Origin of the sequence: Crossiella sp. S99.2 (assembly GCF_023094165.1) — a bacterium.
Taxonomy (GTDB): Bacteria; Actinomycetota; Actinomycetes; order Mycobacteriales; family Pseudonocardiaceae; genus Crossiella.
On record NZ_JALMDK010000012.1, the window covers coordinates 203,689 to 228,188 of the forward strand.

At 70.7% G+C, this 24,500-nt stretch carries 21 protein-coding genes; 4 read left to right on the forward strand and 17 right to left on the reverse strand.

What is annotated here, in order from left to right:
- The 3 genes from MZC64_RS36350 to MZC64_RS36360 all read right to left on the reverse strand — a co-directional run bounded on the left by MZC64_RS36350 (position 1) and on the right by MZC64_RS36360 (position 5,029).
- A complete protein-coding gene (locus MZC64_RS36350; RefSeq protein WP_247760269.1) occupies positions 1-3,114 on the reverse strand; it encodes a BTAD domain-containing putative transcriptional regulator in 3,114 nt (1,037 codons plus the stop codon).
- A gap of 55 nt (positions 3,115-3,169) precedes the next feature.
- Entirely contained in the window at positions 3,170-4,372 is a 1,203-nt protein-coding gene (locus tag MZC64_RS36355) for a nitric oxide synthase oxygenase (RefSeq protein WP_247760268.1), read from the reverse strand.
- Between the two features lie 348 nt (positions 4,373-4,720).
- The gene (locus tag MZC64_RS36360) at positions 4,721-5,029 is read right to left on the reverse strand and encodes a hypothetical protein (protein WP_247760267.1); all 309 of its coding nucleotides are present in this window, start codon (positions 5,027-5,029) and stop codon (positions 4,721-4,723) included.
- 27 nt (positions 5,030-5,056) lie between these two features.
- On the opposite strand from MZC64_RS36360, the gene MZC64_RS36365 reads away from it, so the two are divergent.
- Entirely contained in the window at positions 5,057-6,385 is a 1,329-nt protein-coding gene (locus MZC64_RS36365) for a helix-turn-helix transcriptional regulator (RefSeq protein ID WP_282106434.1), read from the forward strand.
- A 486-nt stretch (positions 6,386-6,871) separates the two neighbouring features.
- Positions 6,872-7,663 (forward strand): response regulator transcription factor, encoded by a 792-nt coding sequence (locus MZC64_RS36370; RefSeq protein ID WP_247760257.1) that lies wholly within the window; start codon positions 6,872-6,874, stop codon positions 7,661-7,663.
- Positions 7,664-7,685: 22 nt separating this feature from the next.
- On the opposite strand, the gene MZC64_RS36375 is transcribed toward MZC64_RS36370, so the two are convergent.
- Positions 7,686-8,171: a GNAT family N-acetyltransferase gene (locus MZC64_RS36375; RefSeq protein WP_247760251.1), complete on the reverse strand. Its 486-nt coding sequence runs from the start codon at positions 8,169-8,171 to the stop codon at positions 7,686-7,688.
- A 151-nt stretch (positions 8,172-8,322) separates the two neighbouring features.
- On the opposite strand from MZC64_RS36375, the gene MZC64_RS36380 reads away from it, so the two are divergent.
- A complete protein-coding gene (locus MZC64_RS36380) occupies positions 8,323-8,943 on the forward strand; it encodes an alpha/beta hydrolase (protein ID WP_185008359.1) in 621 nt (206 codons plus the stop codon).
- Here MZC64_RS36380 and MZC64_RS36385 read toward each other — a convergent pair.
- Positions 8,940-9,323: a hypothetical protein gene (locus MZC64_RS36385; protein ID WP_247760248.1), complete on the reverse strand. Its 384-nt coding sequence runs from the start codon at positions 9,321-9,323 to the stop codon at positions 8,940-8,942. The genes MZC64_RS36380 and MZC64_RS36385 overlap by 4 nt on opposite strands.
- A gap of 161 nt (positions 9,324-9,484) precedes the next feature.
- Between MZC64_RS36385 and MZC64_RS36390 the strand changes: the two genes are divergently transcribed.
- Positions 9,485-10,153 carry an HNH endonuclease family protein gene (locus MZC64_RS36390; RefSeq protein WP_247760243.1) on the forward strand — a complete coding sequence of 223 codons (669 nt, stop codon included), beginning with the start codon at positions 9,485-9,487 and terminating at the stop codon, positions 10,151-10,153.
- Between the two features lie 81 nt (positions 10,154-10,234).
- On the opposite strand, the gene MZC64_RS36395 is transcribed toward MZC64_RS36390, so the two are convergent.
- From MZC64_RS36395 to pucL, 12 genes are all read right to left on the reverse strand, one after another.
- Complete coding sequence (locus tag MZC64_RS36395; protein ID WP_247760241.1) at positions 10,235-11,494, reverse strand: MFS transporter; 1,260 nt, start codon at positions 11,492-11,494, stop codon at positions 10,235-10,237.
- 12 nt (positions 11,495-11,506) lie between these two features.
- Entirely contained in the window at positions 11,507-13,504 is a 1,998-nt protein-coding gene (locus tag MZC64_RS36400) for a PEP/pyruvate-binding domain-containing protein (RefSeq protein WP_247760239.1), read from the reverse strand.
- 304 nt (positions 13,505-13,808) lie between these two features.
- On the reverse strand, positions 13,809-14,372 hold the full coding sequence (locus MZC64_RS36405; RefSeq protein WP_247760237.1) for a nucleotidyltransferase family protein: 564 nt from the start codon (positions 14,370-14,372) through the stop codon (positions 13,809-13,811).
- Positions 14,369-14,797: a DUF3592 domain-containing protein gene (locus tag MZC64_RS36410; protein ID WP_246492695.1), complete on the reverse strand. Its 429-nt coding sequence runs from the start codon at positions 14,795-14,797 to the stop codon at positions 14,369-14,371. Before MZC64_RS36410 ends, MZC64_RS36405 begins: the two co-directional genes overlap by 4 nt.
- An 85-nt stretch (positions 14,798-14,882) precedes the next feature.
- Positions 14,883-16,013 (reverse strand): allantoicase, encoded by a 1,131-nt coding sequence (alc, locus tag MZC64_RS36415; RefSeq protein WP_247760235.1) that lies wholly within the window; start codon positions 16,011-16,013, stop codon positions 14,883-14,885.
- 3 nt (positions 16,014-16,016) lie between these two features.
- Complete coding sequence (gene allB / locus MZC64_RS36420) at positions 16,017-17,342, reverse strand: allantoinase AllB (protein WP_247760233.1); 1,326 nt, start codon at positions 17,340-17,342, stop codon at positions 16,017-16,019.
- Between the two features lie 7 nt (positions 17,343-17,349).
- A complete protein-coding gene (locus MZC64_RS36425; RefSeq protein WP_247760231.1) occupies positions 17,350-19,581 on the reverse strand; it encodes a molybdopterin cofactor-binding domain-containing protein in 2,232 nt (743 codons plus the stop codon).
- Positions 19,578-20,945, reverse strand: coding sequence for an 8-oxoguanine deaminase (locus MZC64_RS36430; RefSeq protein WP_247760184.1), 1,368 nt, complete (start codon positions 20,943-20,945; stop codon positions 19,578-19,580). The genes MZC64_RS36425 and MZC64_RS36430 overlap by 4 nt, the downstream gene beginning before the upstream one ends.
- Entirely contained in the window at positions 20,942-21,415 is a 474-nt protein-coding gene (locus MZC64_RS36435) for a (2Fe-2S)-binding protein (protein WP_247760183.1), read from the reverse strand. The genes MZC64_RS36430 and MZC64_RS36435 overlap by 4 nt, the downstream gene beginning before the upstream one ends.
- Complete coding sequence (locus MZC64_RS36440; RefSeq protein ID WP_247760170.1) at positions 21,406-22,278, reverse strand: xanthine dehydrogenase family protein subunit M; 873 nt, start codon at positions 22,276-22,278, stop codon at positions 21,406-21,408. Before MZC64_RS36440 ends, MZC64_RS36435 begins: the two co-directional genes overlap by 10 nt.
- Positions 22,256-23,623: a nucleobase:cation symporter-2 family protein gene (locus MZC64_RS36445; protein WP_247760164.1), complete on the reverse strand. Its 1,368-nt coding sequence runs from the start codon at positions 23,621-23,623 to the stop codon at positions 22,256-22,258. Before MZC64_RS36445 ends, MZC64_RS36440 begins: the two co-directional genes overlap by 23 nt.
- A 3-nt stretch (positions 23,624-23,626) precedes the next feature.
- Entirely contained in the window at positions 23,627-24,499 is an 873-nt protein-coding gene (pucL, locus tag MZC64_RS36450; protein ID WP_247760162.1) for a factor-independent urate hydroxylase, read from the reverse strand.
- Position 24,500 lies beyond the last annotated feature (1 nt).

The window sequence follows — 24,500 nt, forward strand, 5'->3', positions numbered from 1 at the left end:
CTAGCTTTCCCGCTCCGCCTCGGCGATCCGAGCCAGCACCTCCAGGGTGCGCTCCTCGCCGGGGCGGTGCCCGGTTTCCCGGTGACTGGCAAGGGCTTTGGCCGCCTGTGACCTGGCTTCGGCCAGGTCGCCGAGGTCGAGGGTGATCCGGGCCAGCGAGGTGTGCGCCTGCCCGATCCGGACCCCGTAACCGACCTGGGCGGCCAGCGCGAGCGCTGCTTGGGCGTGCGCCAGCGCGGTTTCCGGCTCACCCATGGCCTGGTGGGTGTCGGCCAGTCCGAGCAACGCCTCGACCTCGAATACCGTGAGACCGATGGTGCGGCTCAGTTCCAGCGCCCGATGATGATGCGGCACCGCCTGCCGGGCACGTCCACGTTGACGCAGCACGACACCGAGCACGTTGTAGCCCAGGGCGAGTTCCTTGCGGTCCACCGCGGTCTCGTCCTTGGCCACCGCGCAGGTCGCCAGCTCTTCCGCCTGGGCCAGGTCACCCAGCTCGGCGTGCACGGCGGCGAGTCCGATGAGGGTGTTGGTCTCGCCGTACCGCCCGCCCATCCGGTCGATCGTGGCCAGCGAGCGGGTCAGGAAGTCCAGTGCCGTGGGCAGATCGCCCAGTTCGCGGTGCAGGTAACCGAGGTTGTTCAACACGGTGGGCTCGCTGGCGACCAACCCGACCTTCAGTACCAGCCGGTGCGACTCGGTGTAGTGGGCCAGTGCCTCGCGCAGCCTGCCCATCCGGCGCAGCGTGATGCCCAGGTTGCCCAGCACCGGCACCAGCCGCAGCTCATCACCCAGCCCCCGCAGGATCTGCTCCGCCTGGCCGTAGAGATCGACCGCGGTGCCGAGTTCGCTGCGGTCCATGTGATTCATGCCCAGGTTGGACAGCACGTTGGCCAGCCGCCCGTGGTCCGCCTCGCCCCGAAGGCCCGCCCTGGCGTGCGTCAGGTGCTCGATGGCGATGTCCGGCTGGCCGAGGAACCAGTGCAGGACACCGAACGCGTGGTGCAGGCAGGCCACCGCTACCTCGTCCTGGATCCGGCGCGCGCAGGCCAGTCCCGCGGTGGCCACGGTCAGCCAGTCGTTGAGGATCCGGCAGTGCTGGAAGTACCCGCGCAGGGTGTCGGCCAGCTGCCAGGACAGTGTGTCCAGGTGGTGCTCAACCGCGTGCAGCACGGCCGCGACCAGGTTCGCCCGCTCCGCGTCCAGCCACTGCTTTGCCTTGAGCAGGCTGGGGAAATCGGTGGTCGGACGATCGGCGGGCGGGAGCGCGACCCGGTGCACCTCGGGGTACAGCAGCCCGGCGGCCCGGTCCGCGTGCTGGTGGTAGTAGCCCAGCCAGCGACGCAGCGCCCTGGCTCTGGCGTCGACGGAATCCTCGGCGCGGCAACGGAAATCCGCGTACAGCCGGATCAGGTCGTGCAGCTGGTAGCGGCCTTCCTCTTGGCGGAGCACGAGATTCGCGTCGGCCAGCTCGATCAGCATCCGCGCGGCCTGCCACTCGGGCACGTCGATCAGCTCGCCGACCGAGGCCGGGGTCAGGTCCGGTCCCGGGATCAGGCTCAGGTGCCGGAACAGGCGCCGGTGGCCGGTGGCGAGCATGCGGTAGGAGCGGTCGAAGGCGTTCTGCACCGCGGCGTCGTGGTCGCCCTCGACCGCCAGCGCGGCCAGCCGGTTGCCCTCGCGGATCTGCCGGACCTGGTGCGCCAGCCCGAACTGCCCGGCCAGGTTCGCCGCGGCGATCCGCAGGGCCAGCGGCAGGTGGGCGCACAGCTCGGCCAGCTCGTCCAACGCCTCCGGCTCCGCCATGCCCAGAGTGCGGGCCAGCAGGTCGCGCGCGTCCTCGTGCCGCAGCACGTCCAGGGTCACTGTGAAGCCCAGGCCGGACAACTGGTTCCGGCTGGTCACCAGTGCCGCGCACCCCGGTTCGGCAGGCAGCAGCGGCAGCACCTGCTCCGCAGCCGAGGCGTTGTCCAGCAACACCAGCACCCGGCGCCCCCGCAGCACCGCCCGGAACAACTCCGCCTGCTGCTCCTGCTCCAGCGGGATCTGCGCCGGTGGCACGCCCAGCCCGCGCAGGAACCGGGCCAGCACGTCGGTCGGCCGCAGGGCCGCCTCGGTGGCGTAGCCGTGCAGGTTGACATGCAGTTGCCCGTCCGGGAAATCCGCGCGCAGCCGATGGCCGATCCGGACCGCGAGCGCGGTCTTGCCCACTCCCGGCGGACCGGAGACCAGCACCGGGCCGCCGCGGCGCAGTTCCTCGGCGATGCGCAGGCCCAGGCGGTCGCGGCCGACGAAGTCACCGATGTCCGGCGGGAGTTGACAGACCGGCTGCCAGGCCGGGAGCGCGGTTGTCAGCACGGTGGGAGCGGCCAGTTCCGGGTCGTTGGTCAGCACCGACTGGCGGAGGTCGCGCAGCCGCGGGCTGGGCTCGACGCCGAGTTCCTGGCGCAGCACGTCCGCGGCGCGCTGGTAGGTCTCCAGTGCCTCGGCCTGGCGCTGGGTGCGGTAGAGGGCGAGCATCAGCTGCCGCCAGAACTCCTCGCGCAGCGGGTGTTCGGCTGTCGCCTTCCACAGGTCCGGGACCAGTGGCTCGTGCCTGCCCAGGGCCAGTTCGGCGTCGAAGCGCAGCGCGAGGGCGTCCAGGCGTTCGGTGTCGAGCGGGTCGGCGTAGTCCCGGCGCAGCGCGGGCGAGGCGATGTCGGCCAGCGCCGGACCCCGCCACAGCGCCAGCGCGGACTGCACGATGGTGGTGCGTTCGGCCAGGTCGGCGGTCTGCCGGGCGGTGGCCAGCAGCTGCCGGAAGCGGTGCGCGTCCGCGGTCTCCGGCGCGACCTCCAGGCGGTAGCCGCCGGCCACGGTGCTGATCAGCTCCGCGCCCAGCAACCGGCGCAGCCTGCGCACATAGGTTTGCAGGGCGCCACGCGGATGTGCGGGACGATCTTCGTCATCCCACAGGTAGCCGACCAGCTCCGTGGCCTCGACCCGTTGCCCGGCCCGCAACACCAGGCACGCCAGGAGTGTTCGATGTTTTGCCGCCTCCACCGGCGCGGACCGTCCGGACAGGACGATCTCCACCGGGCCGAGCAGGCGGAATTCCACGCCGCGACCAGCCATTTCTTGCCCCCCTTTGTAGTCCTTTCGGACCACACCCGGGAGAAAGGCTAGCTGGTCAGCCGCTCAGGCGTCGCCGAAAAGCGGCAAACAGCCCACGCCGGGCCGCGGCCGCCACATCGGGCGCGGCCGGGAACCGGTGCGGGGCGCCGTGCTGACCGCGCTGGGCCGCGTCCGGGTCCAGCACGAACTCCGGGCGCAGGTGCTGGGTCTCGTAGTAGCGATGGAACACCGGGGTCAGCGAGCCGGACATCGGCGGCACGATCCAGCTCCAGTCCGCGGGGCACTGCCGCCCCGCCTTCTCCTCCTTCTGGATGTGGGTGAGGAAGCGCTCGGACTCGGTGTGGTGGTCGGTGATGGTCACCCCGGCCGAGGCGTAGGAGTGCAGCACCGCCCGGTTGATCTCCACCAGCGCGCGGTCCCGCCACAGCGTGGCCTCCGAGCTGGTGTCCAGGCCCAGACGCTCGCCGATCTCGGGGAGCATGTCGTAGCGGTCGGCGTCGGCGAGGTTGCGCGCGCCGATCTCGGTGCCCATGTACCAGCCGTTGAACGGGGCGGCAGGGTAGGAGACGCCACCGATGGACAGCCGCATGTTGCTGATCGCGGGCACCGCGTGCCAGCGCAGGCTGAGGTCGGTGAACCAGGGCAGGTCGGGGTGTTCGAGCGGGATCTCCATGACCACGTCCCTGGGCACCGGGAACAGCCGGATGCCCTCGTGCGCGGTCTCCACGGCCATCGGCAGCAGGTCGAACGGGCTGCGCTGGGTCGGCGGCCGCCAGCCGAGTTCGGTCACGGAGTCGGTGAACCCGGCGTAGCGCGGGTCGCCGACCACGTTGCCGAAGGCGTCCCGGTAGCCGGCGTAGCGGACGAGTTGCTCGTTCCAGATGCACGGGCCGGGCTGCTCGGGGGCGTCCGGCGCGAACACGGTCATGACGGGCCGGACCCGGCCCGCGTTGGTGGCCAGGCGCAGGTGCTCCACGCACTCGGCGGCGATGTCCGCGGCGTCCCGGACGTGCCGCAGGTCGCGCACGGTCAGGCTGCGCCAGTACAGGCGGCCGATGCACCGGGCGCTGTTGCGCCAGGCCACCCGCGCGCCGAAGCTGAGTTCGTCGGGAGTGTGCAGGTAGGTGCCGCGCAGGGCGATCTCGGCACGGACGGCGGACAACCGGGGCTCCACCGGCCCGGCCTGCGGGTTCTCCTCGTGGAAGAGCCGGAGAAACTCCTCCGCCTCCTCGACGTCGACACCCGCACCCCCGCCCACCCGAGCCCCCGTACCCTGGGGCGCCCCGTGGGAGACGGGGCAGACCAGAGGGGCCATCGGTCGCTCGCTGAGGGTAGTCACGGCGCGGAAACTTAACCCGGCAAACATGTCACCGGTGACCGCCAGATGGGCCACGAGCTGCGGTTTGGCGTAGCACACTATCGAGGAATCTAGTTACGGAGAGTGTGTTACTTGACCGGTGCGGGGCGGGGCTTGAGGGACTGTCAGGGTGGTGCGGGGTGGGTCTGGACACGAGAAACGGGTTGTCTCGCCGCCGCCGAGACAACCCGTTCGTCGCATGTCAGGCCCGGCAACCAGAGGCTGGGTGGGTTCGTGCTGCCCCTCGACCTAGGGGTTGGTGATGTCGGCCTCTGTCTTGGTCGGGTTGGTGATGTCGTCACCCTTGGGTGCCGGGTTGGTGATGTCGGCGTCCCGGTGTGGTGAGGGCCGCGGCTTGTTGGGGTTGGTGATGTCATCCTTGCCCGGCGCGGGGTTGGTGATGTCGCTGTCCCCGAGCGGGTTCGTGATGTCGTTGATGACCGACACCTGGGCCGCCACGACCTGCGTCGGCGACGAATAGGTATCGGTTGATTGAGCGGGGCTGTCCGCTAGTGGAACAATTCCCGCGTAAAGTGTCATCAGAAAGGCAACCAACATGCCTGCCTCCTTGGGTAGCTACCTGTCATGACATCTGCCGAACGTGTCAATGCCGAACGTGACCTCCCGGGCACGTTCGGTGAGCGGCTTCGTACTCTGCGGACCGCTCGTGGACTCACCCAACGTGATCTTGCGGGTGAGGGGCTTTCGAGCAGCTATCTCTCTCGTCTGGAGTCCGGCCAGCGCACCCCGACCCCCAAGGTCGTGGAACAGCTGGCGACCCGGCTTGGTGTCTCGGCCGACTCCTTCGCAGGTCTGGGCAGTGGCGCGCGGGCCACTGGCGGTTCGTTCCTGGCCGGATGCGCCAGGGTGGTGGACCACCTGCTCGCCGGCCGCATCGAGTCCGCCCTCGAAGTGCTGGACGGCATGCGCGGTGAGCTGCGTGATCCGGAGGCCAAGTGGCTGTGCGAGTACGCCGCGGCCGCCTGCTCCGGACGACTGGGCCGCACCAAGGACGTCTTCGAGCGGTTGAGCGAGGCGGAGAACCTGTTCCGGGTCGTGCCCACCTCGGCTCGTGCCGTCGCGCTGACCCTGCAGACCGCGGCTGCCCGCGAACTCGGCCGGACCCGTGAGGCCATCGACCTGGGCCTGCACGCGGTCGCCGAGGCTGACGCGCTGGGCTCGGCCACTGACTTCCCCGGCGAGCACGCCGTGCTCCTGCGGGTACGCGCCCGCACGACGCTGGCCGCCGCCTACAACGCGGTCGGCCGGTTCGCGGACGCACTGGAGGCCAGCCAGCAAGCCACCGCGCTGACCGCCGAGTGGGTCGTGCAGCGTCCGGGCAAGGATCCGGTCGCCGACGAGCTGACCGTGGTCAGTCATTGGATGCTCGCGGTCACGCTGGCCAGGCAGGGCAAGCTGGAAGCTGCGGGCGGTGAGCTGGGCACCGCCCTGGTGCCACCGATCGAGTCGATCGGGACCGAGCTGTGGTGCCGGGTCCGCCTGGCCGTGGTCTCGCTGTTCCTGGAGTTCGGCGTGCCGAGTAGCGAGGCGCCTGATTTGCTGCTCAACGAGGTGTCCGAGGTGCGCTACGCAGCCAAGGGGCAGCTCGAAGCGCAGGTGTTCACCCTGCGGGCCGAGCTGGCGCTGCGGGCCGGGAACATCAAGGCGGCGCTGGACAGTGCCGAGGCGGCGCTGCAATCCGGGGTGCTGGGCACCGTGGACCGGATCCGCACTCTGATGACCGTGGTCAAGGTGAGTACCGACCTCGGGCTGGAGGAGAGGCGACTTTCTGCCCTTGACGAGCTGCTCGCGCACCTCGACACCGCGGATCCGGAGGAAGTCCGCCCCGCGTTGCTCAAGGAAGTCGCTGCGCTGTCCGTGCGGACCTTGCGCAACCACCACGGGCGGTCCTGACGTCCTGGACGTGACTGGCACGGCTGTCACCGCCGCGCGGACGTTTGCGCGCGCGGCGGTTCGGCACTTTCCACGCACAGTCATGTCTAACCCAAATGGGTGTCGACGCGGATCTGCATGCTGTGCCTCTGGTGAGTGTCGTAGCGGCCGTGGTGTTCACCCACGGTGGTTATGAGGCGAGGGTAAGAGTCCCATTCGTGCTGCGTCAACGTGACAGGCCGGGGTTCGCGGGGGTGTCAACTGGTTGGCAACCCTTCGATCGGGGGGTTTGGTGACTGTGGGTGGTGGGCGGGGCGGCCTGGTGGCTCCCGACGAATGTCGGTTGTGACATCAACGGGTGATCTGAACGGGGCTGGTGGCGGTGGGTTGTTGACTAGTTAATTGACCATCAGTCAGGCGGTCGGTACCATGCTGTTGTCATCGTTTGTCAACTCGATGATCAGCATTTGCCAGTCATGACTGGGGCCGTCTGAGCAGGGGTGTGTCATGTCGCTGAGCCAGCGTCCAGGCGCGGTGCGACCGGGGAGCTTCGGCCAGTCCTCGCGTGATGGGGAACCGCGCGCGCAGGCAATCAAGGTGCTGGTCGTCGACCGGCACCCGATCGTCGCGGACGGGCTGCGCGCCTGCTTCGCCCAACACTCCGACATCGAGTTCGCCGGCGCGCTCCAGGACGCCGCGCACATCGTGGACGAGGTGACCGCCCGGCGTCCCGACGTCGTGCTGGTCGATCTCGACCTGGGGGAGGTGGACGGACTGGAGGTGGTCAAGGCGGTGCTGCGCACTCGGCTGCCGATCGTCGCCGTCGTCTTCTCCGACCAGCGTTCCCGGGTCGGCGCGGCCCTGCAGGCCGGCGCCATGGGCTTCGTGCTCAAGTGCGCCACCGGCGAGGAGATCGTCTCCGCGATCCGCCAGGCCCGCAGCGGTGTCACGTCGATGTCACCGCAGTTGTCACCGCTGACAGTCACGCCGCTGCCGCGGGCCCAGATACGGTCCGTGTTGTCCGGTCGGGAACTGGACGTGCTGCGACTCGTGGCCGAAGGTCACACCAACGCCGAGATCGGCAGGCGGCTCTTCGTCGCCGAGACCACGGTCAAGACCCACCTGCAGCGGATCTTCGCCAAGCTGCACGTCAGTGACCGGGCCGCGGCCGTGGCCACCGCGCTGGCCACCGGCCTGCTGGTCGCCGGGCCGGACGGCTTCGGCGGGCAGGTCTACTCCTTCCGCCCGCACAACGTCGCGGTCATGCCGCTGCGGCAGCAGGCCGTCGGCGGTTCCTGACCAGCGAGGTCGCGGGCCCGGCTCAGAACAGGGCGGGCACCGGGATGTGCAGCACCCCGGTCTCCGCGCCGTCCAGCACGGCCAGACCGGCTCGCCGCGCGGCCCGGTGCAGGCCGGCGCGCTCGGGCAGGCACCACGCGCTGAGCAGGGTCAGTCCGCGCTCGCCCGCGGCGGCCACCAGGCCGCGCAGCAACGCCGAACCGACACCGCGGTGCTGCCACGCGTCCTCGACCAGCAGCGCGATCTCCGCGGTGCCGGGGGTCGGCATGAAGATCAGCTGACCCATGCCGACCACATGGTCTCCGCGCGGATCGGGCCGCACCGCCAGCAACGCGGCGCCCCGGCGCGGCACCAGCAGCCGGGCCACCCAGCGCGGCGGGATGTGCGGGCCGTCGGCGTGGTAGCGGGAACGCAGGCTCGCGGGTGAACAGCGGGCGTGCATGGCCAGGGTCTCCGGCAGATCCGCGAAGGTCGCGGACCGGAGGCGCAACTCGCCGGGCATCTGCATGCACCCAGCCTGGTCCCGCCGTGTTGCCGGTCCGGTTCACCGCTGTTGCGCCCAGGTGAGTCCTCTCCAGGGCAGTCGTTTGGCCGGAACTTCGGGCACACTGGTGTCGTTGAAGCAAACAGAACAGTTCTGTTTGAGGTGGGGGCGCCGAATGCGGTACCAGGTCGCTGTCGAGGGCGGGGCGATCGAGGTGGTGGTACACCGGCCGGTCTGGCTGGGGCCGCTGCCCTGTTACCTGCACCTGCCCAGCGGATATGACAGCCAGGGCGAACTGTCCGATCTCGCCACCGAGGCGGGCTGCGCGATTGTCTCCGTCGAGCACCGGCTCGGCCGCGGGCTGCCCTTCCCGGTCGCCCTTGAGGACTGCTACTCGGCGCTGATGTGGTTGCTGGACAACGCCGCGCTGCTGGAACTGGACGCCACCCGGCTCGCCGTCGGCGGCGCGCGCGAGGGCGCGGACCTGGCCGCGGCACTGCCTTTACTGATCAAGGAACGCGGTGGCCCGGCAATCGGCCTGCAGATCCTGGAGCTGCCCACGCTGACCCCGGACCCGGCCGCCGACCTGGCCGGACTGCCGCCCGCGCTGATCGCGGTCGGTGAGGCCGACGCCGGCCGGGTGGCCGCGGAACGTTATGCCCGGCGGCTCACCAAGGCCGGGGTGCCCAGCACCTTGCACCGGCTCGGCCCGGACTCCTTCGCGGCGCTGCCCTGGCGGATCGAACTGGCCCGCACCCTGCGGGCCGCGCACGTGGCGACCCGGCTGCCCGCCTAGCGAACCCGGCGGTCCCTGGCGCAGGTCCACAGGCACAGGAACTGCATGCTGATGCCGACCGCGAGCACGATCGCCATATCGAATGCCTCGGCGCTGGCCGCCAGCATCGCGAACGCGGCGATCAGCACCATGATCAGCGAGAGGGCCTGCGGCCGCAGGTTCCAGGAGCGGCGGCGGATGGGCGCGGACGGCGTGCGCACGGCGCGCTCGGGCCGGACGGCCGGGCGCGGCGGATAGGTGAACGGCATGGTCGGCACCCGCCGGGCGCGTTTCACCGGTTGCCACTGGAGTTCGACACGCACGCGCTGACGTTCCGGGCTGGGCGCGAGCAGGGCGGTACCTTCGTCGGGACCGCCGGGGCGGGGTGGCGCTGCGTTCACCGGACCGTCGTTTCCTCAATCACCCTGTGGTTGCGTCAACAAACGTTGTCGCATTGTTGCTTTTTCGGGTTGACTTTAGTGCCTTTGGCCTAGTTGTCGACCCCGAATGTTGGTACTTGACTCTCGAAAGTGCGCTAGGTCACGTTCGGATGGGGTGCGGAATGCGGCGTTGGTTCCTGGTCGCGCTGGCGGCAGGACTGGCATTCACAGCAGGTTGTACGGCCAAATCTCCGACCGGGGCGCCACCATCGGCGACCTCCTCGGCGCAGACCCAGCCCGGCGCGGCGCCGGCCGACGTGGCGCGGGCCCGCACCGAGCTGGGCACGCTCAAGGTGATCGCCTGGGCGCCGATGAAGGGCTACACCCGGGAGCGCTTCAAGCACTGGACGTCCCAGGGCGAGTCCTGTGACACCCGGGAGTTCGTGCTGCGCCGTGAGGGCGAGGACGTCAAGACGGACAAGGCGTGCAAGGTCATCTCCGGCCGCTGGCGCAGTGTCTACGACGACAAGGTGGTCACCGGCCCCGGCGAACTCGACATCGACCACACCGTGCCGCTGGCCAACGCCTGGCGCACCGGTGCGGCCGACTGGACCGACGAACGCCGCTCCGAGTTCGCCAACGACACCCGCAACCCGCAGCTGATCGCGGTGACGGCGGCGACCAACCGATCCAAGGGCGACCAGGACCCGTCCCAGTGGAAGCCCCCGGCCACGGGGGTGTGGTGTACCTACGCGGTGCACTGGATCCGGGTGAAGGCGGTCTATGCCCTGGGCGTCACCGAGGCGGAACGCGGCGCCCTGAAGGACATGCTGGGCCACTGTCCTAAGTAGACAACAGTGCTGGATACAGGAAAGCCGCGTTCGTCGCCCCTGCGCGACGAACGCGGCTTCCCCTGGCGCGAGCCCGGTCAGCTAGCTGCTGCCCGTTCCCGCGTTCAGGCGGCGGCGGGCCACCGGCACCAGCACGGCCAGTGCGGCCATGAGTGCCAGTGATCCCGCCGCGGAGTACAGGAGGAACTCGCCGAGCGCGCCCCGGTTGAGGAAGCCGCCGAGGATCAGGGCGACCACGGCGCAGACGGCGCGGTCGATGATGGACTCGATGGACAGCAGGGTGGCGCGGTAGGGCGTTTCCGGGATGGCGTCGTTGATGAGCTGGCGCTGGATCGGGAAGGAGAACCCGCCGGCCAGGGCGAAGACGCAGAGCAGGGCGATGGTGCCGGGGATGCCGGCGAAGACGGTGCCCGCCAGGGTCAGCGCCATCACGATGGTGATCAGGAAGACGGCCTTGGTGTCGCTGAGGAAGCGGCGCAGGAAGCCGGGGCGCATGGAGCCCAGGGCCTCGAAGGCGGTCATCGCGGCGAGCACGGCGCCGTGCGAGATCACCGGGAGTTGTTTGTCCAGCAGGATGGGCTGGAACAGGTTGACCTGGCAGATGCGGACCAGGGTGAAGATGGCCACGCCCTGCACGATCAGCAGCTGGAGCACGGGGGCGTTGCGCAGCACGGTGAGCGCGCGGCCCATGGTGGCCCAGGGGGACAGTTTCGCCGGATCTTCGGCGTCCACTGTGGACGGTGCGGGTGGCAGGGCGGGCAGGCGCAACGCGATGAGCACGGCGATCGCGGAGCTGATCGCGGTGAGCCAGTACGGCGAGGGCGTGTTCCAGGCCATCAGCAGGCCGACCACCGGCCAGGCGGCGATCCGGCCGATGAGGCTGTAGAACCGGGCGCTGCCCTCGGACTGCTTGTACGCCGCGCTGTCGCCGGTGCGCTGTAGGTAGGTGTAGAGGTAGGCGCTGGTGGCCACGATGGTCAGCGAGCGGGCCACCGCGATCAGCAGGAAGTGCGCCAGGAAGCCCCAGTAGGTGGGGGCGGCGACCACCAGCAGGTTGGCGGCGGAGAGGATGGCCGCGCCGGCCAGCATCGAGTTCCGGTAACCGAGCCGGTCGGAGATCATCCCGGTGGGCACGGCCAGCAGGCAGAACGCCACGTAGTAGATGCTCTGGATGCCCAGGATCTCCGCCGCGGACAGGCCGAACTGCTGTTGGTAGGCATAGAAGATCGGCGTCCACAGCAGCAGCGTGAAGAAGAACTGGAAGCCGATGGACAGCCGGATGACCCGCTTGGCGGCGGGGGACACCGGCTTTTTGGGCGCGCGCGAAAGCAGCACTGGCATGGGTTCGCGCGCTCAGACCGAGTAGGGGCGGAGCTGGAGGATGTGCACGCGGTCGGCGCCGGCGACCCATTCGATGTCCACCGGTGCGGCGAAGGTGTAGTCCGGGGAGAAGTGCGACTGGAGCAGCCGGCCGGCCAGCGCGAGTTTCTGCAGCATGGCCTGGATGCCGGTGGACAGGTCTTGTTTGGCATCGCCGAGGGACAGCGTGCGGCCGCCGCCCTCCACCGTGCTGTACAGGTACTGCATCGGCAGGATCGTGCCGGAGACGACGTCGGTCACCTCCGGCGAGACGTTGACGTAGACGTTGCGGAAGTCGTTGCGCGCCATCGGGTTGGTCGTGACCAGCACGCCGCCGACCGGGGCGTCGACCTGCTCCTGCACGATCACGCCCATGTAGCAGTCGTCCAGGGAGATCCCGGCCTGCTGGCGCAGGCGCACACTGCGCGGGGAGACCAGCGAGGCCCAGACCAGCTTGATGCTGTCGAAGATGGCCTCGGCGGTGCTGACGTGGTTGACCGACTCGTAGATGCCCGCGGCGGAGAAGCCGTCCAGGTCCTCGGCGTTGGAGGAGCTGCGGACCACGAAGGTGCGCACCCCGCCGAGCTGTTCGACGATGGCGGAGTCGATCTCCTGCCGGATGTCCTCGGGCATGCGCGCGGTGCGGATCAGCTTCTGCAGCGCAAGGCTGAGCGGTTCGGCCTCGGGCACGTCCAGTTCCAGGGCCATCTTCAGCTTGCCGATGGTCTGCTGGATGCGCGGGGAGGACTGCAGGAACCGCTGCTGCACGGCGAAGGGGATGGCGATGCCGCGCGGGATCCGCACGGTGTCCCGCAGGAACTGCCAGGCCGCGCCGGCCAGTTCCTCGTTCTCCGGCACGTCCAGGTTGCGGGCCAGGTAGCTGAGCAGGTTCGGCCGGGGCGGGCGCGGCACCTGGTAGAAGCCGAGCAGCCGGTCCGAGCCGTGGTCCAGGATGTGCCGCAGTTCGCCGAGGTTGGCCGCCTTGGTGCCGTAGCGGTGCCGGTCGGCGGCGCGCAGCTTGTGCATGTCCAGGATCGGCGTGCGCTCGGTTTCCGGCTCCTCCAGGGTGATCTGCTGCGCGCGCCAGGCCGGCGGCGCGACCAGATCGGCCGGGGCCTCGGTGGGAGACAACGAGATCTGGGTGCCGCCGGACTCGACGCGGTACTCCACCCACTGCCCGTCCAGCTGGTCCGCGGCGATGGTCTCCAGCACGCCGAGCTGGATGGCGTTGGGGATCTTCCAGCCGGAGGCGAGCACGTTGGTGTGCGACAACGGCGTGGTGTGCTGCGCGTTGATGATGCCGGCCAGGCGCGGGATGTCGTCGGGCACCCGGTCCATCACGATGATGTCGAACCACTCCAGGGTGTTCGCCGCGGCGGCGTAGTCCTTGTCCGTGGCGAAGGCGCGCAGGCGGCCGGTGGCGGTGCCCGGGTTCAGCGGCACGAACCGGGTGGAGGCGAACAGCTCGTGCGCGGTGACCCTGGGCAGTTCGGCGGGCGGGATGCTGTCCAGGAAGCGTTCCTGGAGGTGGGTGGCCGGTTTGAACACCAGCGGCACCGAGGGGTCGACCCATTCCCGGACGAAGCCGTAGAAGAAGCGGATCATGTCCGCGGACATGGTGTCGACCTCGACGGTCTCCAGGGAGATGAACCGGCGCTCGGCGCCGCCGTCGTGCCCGGTTCGCTTGTGCAGGGCCAGGATGCCGAGGTAGAAGCGGCGGTCCGGGTCGTGGTAGACGCTGTCGTTGAACGAGTTGACGTTGGCGGCCAGCTCGTCGAAGTCCATGCCCAGGATGTCCAGGCCGACGTACTGGACGTGGAACTCGCGGTGGGCGTTGTTGATGAAGTGGATGACGCCCAGTTCCCGGTCGACCACGAGCTTCACGAACGGCTGGCCGGCGAGCATCCCGGAGAGCTGGTCGAAAGCGGCTAGGGACAGCTTCTCGCCGATGATGGCGTGAACCAGGTCCGTCTCGGTCGGGGCCGCGTGCACGGGTCCTCGTCTTTCCGGTGGCGTCAGGGCATGCCGGGATCCGGCAGCGGAAACTGGGTGAACAGCGGGTGAAGCTAGCAGGTTCTGACAAACCGGTCAGGTCGGCCGAATGGCCGCGCGATCCGTCGATCGGGGACCCGTGGATTCGTCACGGATTCCCGGCATGCGGGAAAGGGCAAGTGCTTTCCAGGGCGGCAACGGGGTCTGCCCGATTCGCGCTCCCAGGGGCTGGGAGACCGATCATGGCCGGGGTTCGTTCGGGTCGCTGAGTGCCGTTGGCCACAGTGTGGCAGGCAACACCCGTTCAGCCCAACGGGTTCGGAGTGTCCACATCAGACCCTTCGGCCACGTCCTCGCATGCTACGGGGAGCGGCGGATGGGTACTGAGGTACTCGCGGGCGCCGGTGTCGCGGATGGCCGCGGCGGCCGCGCCCGCCCAGTGCGCGCGGCCGAACAGCACCGGGTGCCCGCGGCGGCCGTGGAAGGTGGCGGCGGCCAGCGCGGTGGGCGAGGCGTGCGCGCGGACCCGGCGGACGGCTTCGGCGGTGAGGCCGGGCATGTCGACGGGGAGCACGATCACCGCGTCGACGTCGGCGGGCAGGGCGGCGAGTCCGGCGCGCAGCGAGGAGCCCATGCCGGTGGGCCAGTCCGGGTTGTGGACTGGGGTGACGTCGAGGAGGTTGGCGGTGGCCAGTACCTCGTCGGCGGCCGCGCCGAGCACGGCGTAGACGGGGGTGCAGCCGCCGTCGAGCAGCACGGTGGTGGCCAGGTCGAGGAAGAGCACCCCGTCCTGCCGCGCGAGGGCTTTGGGGCCGCCGTAGCGGCGGCCGGCCCCGGCGGCGAGCACGAGTCCCGCGACCCGGCTCACGTGGTGCGTTCGGCCAGGTAGAGCATGAAGGCCAGCCAGGCCAGCAGCACGGTGGCGCCGACCAGCAGCGCGCCCACCGAGACCGAGCGGGCCGAGACGGCGCGCTCGGGGCTCTCCGGCAGGTAGAGCACCTGGACCGATTCGCCGACGCTGTGGTCGCCGCGGATCTCGGTGACATGCTGCTCGCCGCGGCTGTCCTGGTAGGCGACCGTGGCGTAGTGCTCGACCCGTGTCACCCATTCGGGGCCTACGCCGGGGTTGCGGTCCTCGTACAGCTGGGTGCGGCTGCTCAGCACGGTGGCGGCGGTGTTCACGCCCTGGGTCCGCCAGTGCAGGGTGCGCAGCAGCAGCACCGCCAGCACGATGCTGACCAGCAGGATCAGGGCGCCAGGCAGCCACTCCCAGTGCAGTTCGCCCGGTGTCATGCGTGGCAGCATCGTCGCGGTCGCGGCGCTGGTCAACGGCGTGTGATGACTCCGTGACGGGTTGCATGCCGAGGCGGAATATTTGTCACTCCGGCGCCGGGAAGGTGTCCCGGCCCAGTTCGCGCAGGACAGCGGGCAGTTGGGTGGCCGGTCGGACGTGCAGCAGCGCGATGGAGTCGGCCTCAGCCAGGCCGTGTGCCTGCAGGACCGCCTTGGCTTCGCTGCCGGAGAGCGCGTTGAACCAGCGCAGCGCCAGGTCGTGCCGGCCGGCGGTGGTGAGCGGGCCGTAGACGCGCAGTCGGCCGATGCCGCCGTCGGGGTGGATGTCCAGGCGGATCTCGGTGACCGGGCGGGGCTCGGGCACGGGGAAGCGGTGGCCGGTGTCGGGCAGCAGCGGGGTGTTCGGCAGCAGCGGGGACCAGTCGGTGTCGGGGGTGCGGCCCCAGACGGTGGCGCTGGCCGGTGAGTTTCCCTTGTAGTGCAGGGTGCTCACCTCGATCACCCGGGGGATGGCCTCGGCGGTCAGCCGGAGCACCGCCCAATCGTTGCCGTCGCCGCGGCGGCGGGCGGTTTCCCAGCCGTCGCTCATGTACTGGGACTCACCGGGCTGGAGCATGTTGTCCGGCGGGGAGAAGAAGCCGTCGCTGGCCTGCACGGCCCGGCCGCCGTTGGCGGTGGCGGCCAGGTCCAGGGGCACGCCGACCAGGTCGCGCGGGTCGGGCAGGGGTTCGCCGTGCACGCGCAGCCGGGCCACGCCGCCGTCGGGGTGGATGGTCAGCCGGATGTGCGTGATCCGTAAGGAGGTCGCGACGTCGAACTCGTTCTGGGTGTGGCCCTGCAACGGGCTGCGCGGCACGAGTTCCACCCAGTCGGCGGCGTCGAGGTCGGCTTCGGTGGGGTAGCCCGCCAGCGCCGCGCCGTGCACGGTGGCCTGTTCCGGGTAGTTGCCCTTGAAGAAGCTGGTGTCCACCACGATTGCGCGCGGGATGCCGGGCACGCCGAGCCGGACGATCACCCAGTCCTGGCCGGGCACGCCGCGGCGGCGGCGGGTTTCCCAGCCGTCGTACTCCTGGCCCTTGGGGGTGAAGGTGTGCGGGCGGAACACCGGCGGCCCCGGCTTGATCAGGTTCTCCTTCTCGGCGAAGAACTCGTCGTTGGCGGCCAGCACCGAGCCGCCCAGGTTGCGGGCGGCCAGATCGGGCAGAGCGGTGTCCATGGTTCAGCCTCCGTCGCGCCGCAGCAGTGCTCCGTGTGGCCGCGCGCCGATGATGTTGCCGCGCAACCAGGTCTGGCGGACCACCCCGGTCAGCTCCCGGCCCGCGTACGGGGTGATCGGGTGCCGGTGGTGTAGTTCGCCCGGACTCACAGTGAACCGTTCGTCGGCGGCGAAGGCGAGGAGATCGGCGTCACAGCCGACCGCGATCCGGCCCTTGCGGGTCAGTCCGGCCAGTGCGGCGGGGCGGGCGGACATCCAGTCGACCACCTGGGACAGTGGCACGCCGCGGGCGCGGGCGGCACTCCACAGCACCGGCAGGCCGAGCTGGAGGGAGGACACGCCGCCCCAGGCGATGCCGAAGTCGCCGTCCCCCTTGAACTTCTCCGCCGGGGTGCTGGGCGAGTGGTCGGACACCACGCAGTCCAGGGTGCCGTCGGCGAGCCCCTGCCAGAGCAGGTCCTGGTTGGCGGCCTCGCGGATGGGCGGGCAGCACTTGAACTCGGTGGCGCCCTCGGGCACGGTTTCGGCGGTGAGGGTGAGGTAGTGCGGGCAGGTCTCGGCGGTCAGCCGGACCCCCGCCGCCTTGGCTTCGGCCACAATGGACAGTGCCTCGGCCGAGGACAGGTGCAGCACATGGGCTCTGGCGTTCGCGCCGGCAGCGAGGGCGGCCAGGTGGGCGACGGCGGTGTTCTCCACGCTGCTGGGCCGGGAGGCCAGGAAGTCCGCGTACCGCCTGCCCGCGGCGGTGGGTGCGGCGGCGAGTTCTTCGCTGTCCTCGGCGTGCACGATGAGCAGTGCGTCCAGTTCGGCCAACTGGCGCAGGGCCTGGTCGATTTCCGGCCAGGACAGCGGCGGGAACTCGGGCACGCCGGAGTCGACGGTGAAGCATTTGAAGCCGAAGACGCCCTCGGCGTGCAGGGCGGGCAGTTCGTGCAGCTTGCCCGGGATCGCGCCGCCCCAGAAGCCGACGTCGACGAAGCACCGGCCTTGGGCGGCTTGGCGTTTGAGGTTGAGGGCTGCCACGTCGACGGTGGGCGGCAGGGAGTTGAGCGGCATGTCGATGATGGTGGTGACGCCCCCGGCGGCCGCCGCGGCGGTCGCGGTGGCGAAGCCCTCCCATTCGGTGCGGCCGGGTTCGTTGACATGCACGTGCGTGTCGACCAGGCCGGGCAGTAGGGCCACCGCGCCGAGGTCGGTGTCAGTGCGCGCGGGCAGCTCGGTGTCGTAGGCGGCGACCGCGGCGATCTGTCCATTGTGGACGGCCACGGCGGCGGGTTGTTCGCCGGTGGGCAGGAATACCCGCTCGGAGCGCAGGACGAGGTCGTACATCGGTCTCCTACGTGCCGGTCAGGTGTTCGGGGCGGACCGGGACGCGGTTCAGGTCGAGCCCGCTGGCGGCGCGGATGGCGGCGGCGATGGCCGGGGTGACCGAGATGGTCGGCGGTTCGCCGACGCCGCGCAGGCCGTAGGGCGCGTTCGGGTCGGCGAGTTCGAGCACGTCGATCACCATCGGCGGCATGTCCAGGATGGTGGGGATGAGGTAGTCGGTGAAGGAGGGGTTGCGGATCAGGCCGTCGCGGAGCTGGATCTCCTCCATCACGGCCAGGCCGAGGCCCTGTGCGCTGCCGCCCTGGATCTGGCCGAGCACCGCCTCCGGGTTCAGCGCCTTGCCCACGTCCTGGGCGCAGGCCAGTTCGACCACCTTGACCAGGCCCAGCTCCAGGTCCACATCCACCACCGCCCGGTGTGCGGCGAAGGCGTACTGCACGTGCGCGTTTCCCTGCCCGCTCAACGGATCCAGGGTCTCGGTCGGCCGGTGCCGCCACTCCACGGTCTCCTCGATCACCGTGTCCCCGAGCACCGAGACCAGTTCATCGGGGCTCAGTGGCCAGCGATTTCCGCTGAGGGCAAGGAGTTTGGCGCGGACGGCCTCGCAGGCGGCCTTGGTCGCGCCGCCGGTGACATAACTCTGCCGGGAGGCCGAGGTGGAGCCGGCCGAGCCGATGGAGGTGTCCGCGGGGGCGATGGTGACCTGCTGCACGCCGAGTTCGGTGCGGGCGATCTGGCCGAGCAGGGTGACCAGGCCCTGGCCGACCTCGGCTGCCGCGGTGTGCACCAGCGCCACCGGGTCACCGCCGATCACCGCGAGCCGGACCTTGGCGGTGGAGTAGTCGTCGAAACCCTCGGAGAAGCAGACGTTCTTGACCCCGATGCCGTAGCCGACGCCGCGCCGCACGCCTTCGCCGTGGGTGGTGTTGGCCGCGCCGCCGGGCAGTTCCAGGATATCCCGCGCACCGTCCACTGTGGGCAGTGGTTTGTCCTTGACCAGGCGGAGCAGTTCGGCGACCGGGGCGGCGGAGTCGATGACCTGGCCGGTGGGCATCACACTGCCCTCGGCGACCGCGTTGCGGATACGCAACTCCACCGGGTCCATGTCGAGTGCGGCGGCGAGTTTGTCCATTTGGGACTCGTAGCCGAAACACGCCTGCACCGCGCCGAATCCGCGCATCGCGCCGCAGGGCGGATTGTTGGTGTAGACACCGTAGCCGTCCAGCACCACGTTGGGCACCTCGTACGGGCCGACACCGAGGGTGGTGGCGTTGGCCACCACGGCGGCGGTGGTGGAGGCGTAGGCGCCGCCGTCCAGGTACAGCCTGGCCTTGACGTAGACCAGCTTCCCGTCCCTGGTCGCCCCGTGCTCGTAGTGCATCCGGGCCGGATGCCGGTGCACGTGCCCGAAGAAGCTCTCCTCCCTGCTGTACACCATTTTCACCGGGCGGCCGGTGTGCAGGGCGAGCAGGCAGGCGTGCACCTGCATGGACAGGTCCTCGCGGGCGCCGAACGCGCCGCCCACCCCGGCCAGGGTGATCCGCACCTGATCCGTCGGCAGGCCAAGGGCCAACGCGACCTGGCCCTGGTCCACGTGCAGCCACTGGGTGGCCACGTACAGCTCGACCCCGCCGTCCTCGGCGGGCACCGCGAGGCCGGATTCGGGGCCGAGGAACGCCTGGTCCTGCATGCCGACGTGGTACACGCCGGACACCACGACCTCGGCGGTCGCGTCCGGATCACCGCGCCGGATGGGCACGTGCCGGACCAGGTTCCCGTTGTCGTGCAACGGGTTGCGCTGAGGTTCGTGCGCGGCCAGCTCGCTGTCGATGACCGGTTCGAGGACCTCGTAGCCGACCTCGATCCGTTCCATGGCGCGGCGGGCGGTCTCCGGATGGTCGGCGGCCACAATGGCGATCGCCTCGCCCTGGTAACGGATCCGGTCCACCGCGAGCACCGGCTGGTCCACGTGTTCCAGCCCAAAAGCGTTGCGGCCGGGCACATCGGTGTGGGTGAGCACCGCGTGCACCCCGGGCACGGCGAGTGCGGCGGCGATGTCCAGGCTGGTGATCCGGGCGTGCGCGTGCGGACTGCGCAGGGTGGCGCCCCAGAGCATGTCCGCGGCCCACAGGTCCGAGGAGTAGGCGAACTCGCCCTTGACCTTCAGGTTGCCGTCGGGCCGCAGCGGGCTCTGGCCGATGCCGCCGGTGACCGTGCTCCGGACCTCGCTGGTGGTCACTGGGTCACCTCCACTCTGGCCTGCAAGCGGCGGCTGGCCGAGCGCAGATCCCCGGCCAGCTCGTCCTCGCCCGCGGTGCGCAGTTCGCCGTCGACCACCACACTGCGGCCGCCCACGAGCAGCCGGGCCAGCGGCGGCACCGAGGCGAACACCAGTGCCGCAACGGGATCGGCGATGCCGGCGTGGCCGAGCCCGTCGATCCGCCACACCGCCAGGTCGGCCAGCTTGCCCACCTCGATCGAGCCGATCTCGTTCTCCCGGCCGAGGCAGCGCGCCCCGCCCATGGTGCCCAGGTACAGCGATTGGCGGGCGGTCAGCGCGTCCGGGCCGCCGCGCAGCCGGGCCAGGTAGAGCGCCTGGCGCAGTTCGTCGCCCAGGCCGCCGCCCTCGTTGGAGGCCGCGCCGTCCGCGCCAAGGCCGACCGGCACCCCCGCGCCGACCAGGTCGGTGACCCGGCAGGTGCCCGCGCCGACCCTGGCGTTGGAGCTGGGGCAGTGCGCGACCCCGGTGCCGGTGGCGGCGAGCCGGGCGATGGCCTTGTCGGAGAAGTGGATGCCGTGCGCGAACCACACGTCCGCACCGAGCCAGCCGAGCGAGTCGGCGTACTCCAGGGGCGTGCACCCCAGCTCCGCCAGGCACTTCTCTTCTTCCTCGACGGTCTCGGCGAGGTGGGTGTGCAGCCGGACGCCCTTGTCCCTGGCCAGTTCCGCGGCCTCGCGCATCAGCCGCTCGCTCACCGAGAACGGCGAGCAGGGGCCGACCGCGATCCGGATCTGGGCGTCGAAGGAGGTGTCGTGGTGGGTGTCGATGGCGGCCTCGGTGGCCGCCAGGGCGGCGTCGGTGTCCTCCACGATGTGGTCCGGCGGCAGCCCACCCGCGGACTCGCCGCGGTCCATCGAGCCGCGCACCGCGTGCAGCCGCACCCCGATCCGGCGGGCCGCGGAGATCACCGCGTCCAGCTGGTCGCCGCCGGTGCGCGGGTAGACGTAGTGGTGGTCGGCGGCGGTGGTGCAGCCGGTGCGGGCCAGCCAGGCCAGTCCGGCGCTGGCCGCGGCGTGCGTGACCGAGGCGTCCAGGCGGGCCCAGATCGGGTACAGCTCGACCAGCCAGCCGAACAGGTTCTCCTCCTGGGCGATGCCCCGGGTGGCCCACTGGTAGAGGTGGTGGTGGGTGTTGACCAGGCCGGGGGTGACCAGGCAGCCGTGCGCGTCGATGTGCTCGGCGGGCTTGTCAGACAACGGCGCCGGGCCGGGGCCGACCGCCGTGATGATCCCGTGCTCTACCACCACGTGCCCGGTGGCGTACTCGGTACCCGCATTGTCCACAGTGGACACGGCGGCGTTCTCGATCACGATACGGCTCATCGGGCTTCCTCCCGCCGGGCCGCGGCCAGCCGCACCGCGTCCAGGATCTTCTCGTAGCCGGTGCAGCGGCACAGGTTCCCGGCCAGTGCCTCGCGGATCTCCGGATCGGTCGGTTTTCTGTTGCGCCGCACCAGGTCGTGCGTGGCCACGATCAGCCCGGGGGTGCAGAACCCGCACTGCACCGCACCCGCCTCCACGAACGCCTGTTGCACCGGATCCAGGTTCTCGCCGGTGGCCAGGCCCTCCACGGTGCGCACCGCGCGGCCCTCGGCCTGCCCGGCCGCGACCAGGCAGGCGCACACCGGGGTGTCGTCCAGGTACACCGTGCAGGAGCCGCATTCGCCTTGTTCACAGGCGTTCTTCGAGCCGGGCAGGCCGAGGCGCTCGCGCAGCACGTAGAGCAGGCTCTCGCCCGGCCACACGTCGTCGGCCTGCCGCGGCTCCCCGTTGACGGTGAGGTTCACGCGCATCGTGACCACCTTCCGGAGCGATAGTCCTGCCAGGTCCAGGCCAGCGTGCGGCGGGCGAGCACGGCCAGGGCGTGCCGCCGGTAGGCCGCGCTGCCGCGGACATCGTCGATGGGGGCGGCCGCGGCCGCGACCAGTTCGCCGAAGCGGATGAGCAGGCTCTCCGGCAACGGTTGTGGGCTCTCCCAGTCCAGTTCGCCTGCCAGCAGCGCCTCGGCCTCGGGGGCGCGCCGCGGGGTGGGCGCGGCCGAGCCGATGCCGGTGCCGACCGTGCCCCGCGCCGGATGCAGGGCCAGCGCGAAGGAGCAGACCGCGATCACCATCGCGTTGCGCGTGCCGACCTTGGAGAACTGTTGCGGCCCACCGGCCACCGGCAGCCGGACCGCGCGGATCAGCTCGTCGGGGGCCAGCGCGCTGCGTTTGACACCGAGGAAGAACTCGGCGATCGGGATGGTCCGGGCGCCACGCACCGAGGCCACCTCGACCACCGCGTCCGCGGCCAGCAGCGGCGGATGCGCGTCCCCGGCGGGCGAGGCCGAGCCGAGGTTGCCGCCGACCGTGCCCCGGTTGCGGATCTGCGGTGAGCCCACTGTGCGCGAGGCCATCGCCAGTCCGGGCAGCCGCTCGCCGAGTTCGGTGATGATCCGCTGGTACGGCACTGCCGCGCCCAGCCAGATCGAACCGTCCACTTCGGACCACTCGGTCAGCTCGGTGATCCGGCCCAAGTCGAGCAGCACTGGCGGGCGGCGGCGATCGAAGTTCAGCTCGACCATCAGGTCGGTGCCGCCCGCGATCGGCGCCGCCGCCGGGTGTGCTGCCTTGAGCGACAAGGCTTCCGGCCAGCTAGCCGGTCGGCGGAACTCCATCCACCGCCTCCTCCCGCGCCGGTTCGCGCCGGACGCCGTGGTTGAACAACAGGTTGAGCAGGACCGCCGCCAGGCAACCGGCGCTGATGCCGGACTGCATGACGGTCTTGAACCAGACCGGGAACGCCTCGTAGATCCCGGGCACGCCAACGGGGATGAGCCCGATGCCCAGGGACACCGCGACCACGGTGAGATTGTTGTTGCCGCTGAAGGAGACCCGGGACAGCGTGCGCACCCCGCCGGCGGCCACCGTGCCGAACATGGCCACCCCGGCGCCGCCCAGCACCGGCAGCGGGATCGCGGCCACCACCGCGCCGAGCGCGGGCACCAGGCCGAGCAGCACCAGGATGCCGCCCGCGGTGGCCACCACCCACCGGCTGCGCACCCCGGTCAGCGCGACCAGACCGATGTTCTGCCCGAAAGCGGTGTAGGGGAAGGTGTTCAGCACGCCACCGAGCACAGTGGACGCTCCGTCGGCCCGCAGCCCGTCGGCCAGGGTGCGCCGGTCCACTGGCTTGTCCACCAGCTCGCCGATGGCCACGATGCTGCCGCTGGTCTCGATCATGGTCACCGCCATCACGATCAGCATCGCGGTGATCGCGGGCAGCTCGAAGGTGGGCAGTCCGAAGTGGAACGGGGTGCTGATGCCCAGCAGCGGCGCCCGGGTGACGCCGGAGAAGTCGGTGTAGCCCAACGGGATCGCCACCAGGGTGCCGGCCACGATGCCGAGCAGCACGGCGATCCGGGACCACAGGCCGGGCAGGAACCGTTGCGCGGCCAGGATCACCAGCAGCACGCCGAGCGCGAGCGCCAGGTTGCGCGGCGCCGCGAAGTCCGGCGAGCCCACGCCACCGGCGGCCCAGTTGACCGCGACCGGCAGCAGGGACAGCCCGATCACCAGGATCACCGTGCCGGTGACCACCGGCGGGAAGAACCGCAGCAACCGGCTGAACCAGGGCGCGGCCAGGGTCATGGCCAGCCCGGCCACGATCACCGCGCCGTAGATCGCGGGCAGGCCGCCGCCCTGGGTGCCGATCAGCACCATCGGGCTGACCGCGGCGAAGGTGCAGCCCTGCATCAGCGGCAGCCGCACCCCGAACCGCCACACCCCGACGCACTGGATCAGGGTGGCGATCCCGCAGACCAGCAGGTCGGCGTTGATCAGGTAGGCGATGTCGGCGGCGGGCAGCTTCATCGCCCCGCCCACGATCAGCGGGACGGCGACCGCGCCCGCGTACATCGCCAGCACGTGTTGCAGCCCGAAGGCGAGCAGTCGCCCGGCGGGCAGGACCTCATCGACGGGGTGCGCCGGGCTCCCCGCGGTGCTTCTGGTGCGGAATGGCATGGCTCACCATGCCTCACCCGGTGGCGGCGCGTCCTCCCGCAGCGCCGAACCCTCGATCAGCCCGTAGGGCCGGTCCGCGGCGAAGAACACCTCACCGGGGTTGTCCAGCCCGAAGGGCGACAGATCGACCAGGAAATGGTGCTTGTTCGGGAGGGCCAGCCGGATCTCCACGATGTCCGGTTGGTCGGTGAGCACCCGGGAGCCCATCGCGTGCAGGGTCTGCTGCAGCGAGAGGCTGTGCGTGTCGGCGAAGGCGGCCAGCAGCGCGGCCCTGGCCCGCCGGTGCGACTCGCCCCAGTCCCGCGCACCGGCGTCGCGGTGCCGCCACTGCGCGGAGACCGCGGTGGCCAGGATGCGGTCCTTGGCTTCGGGCAGGGTGGTGTACTCGTCCTTGGCGTAGCCCCAGAACTCCGAGCCGGTGGAGTTGAGCACGGTGAGGTCGGCCAGGCCGGAGACCACCCAGGCGGTCGAGCCGTCGTAGGTGATGGTGGCGGTGCGGGTGCCGTCGCCGGTGCGGTGGAAGGAGTGCGAGGCGGGCTGACCGTCCACAGTGGTCCGCTGCCAGCCGTACCGCTCGATCCGCACCCTGGCCCGGTGGATGGCGGGCTGGGAGTCCACGAAGTGCCGGGCCAGCCGCAGCCCGAAGTCCTCGATCTCGCCGATCCCGTCCCGGGCGAAGGCGTAGACGGTGTTCTTCTGGCTGTCGGTGGGCAGCACCTTGGCGTTGTCACCGGTCAGGTGGGTGTCCGCGAGGTCCCCGGACAGGGCCACGCTCACATTCAGATCGGTGATGCGGTGCTCGGCGGCGTCCCGGTCGATCCGCACCAGGCGGACCTCGGCCTTGCCGTACTGGTTGGGGCCCAGCACGATGCCCATC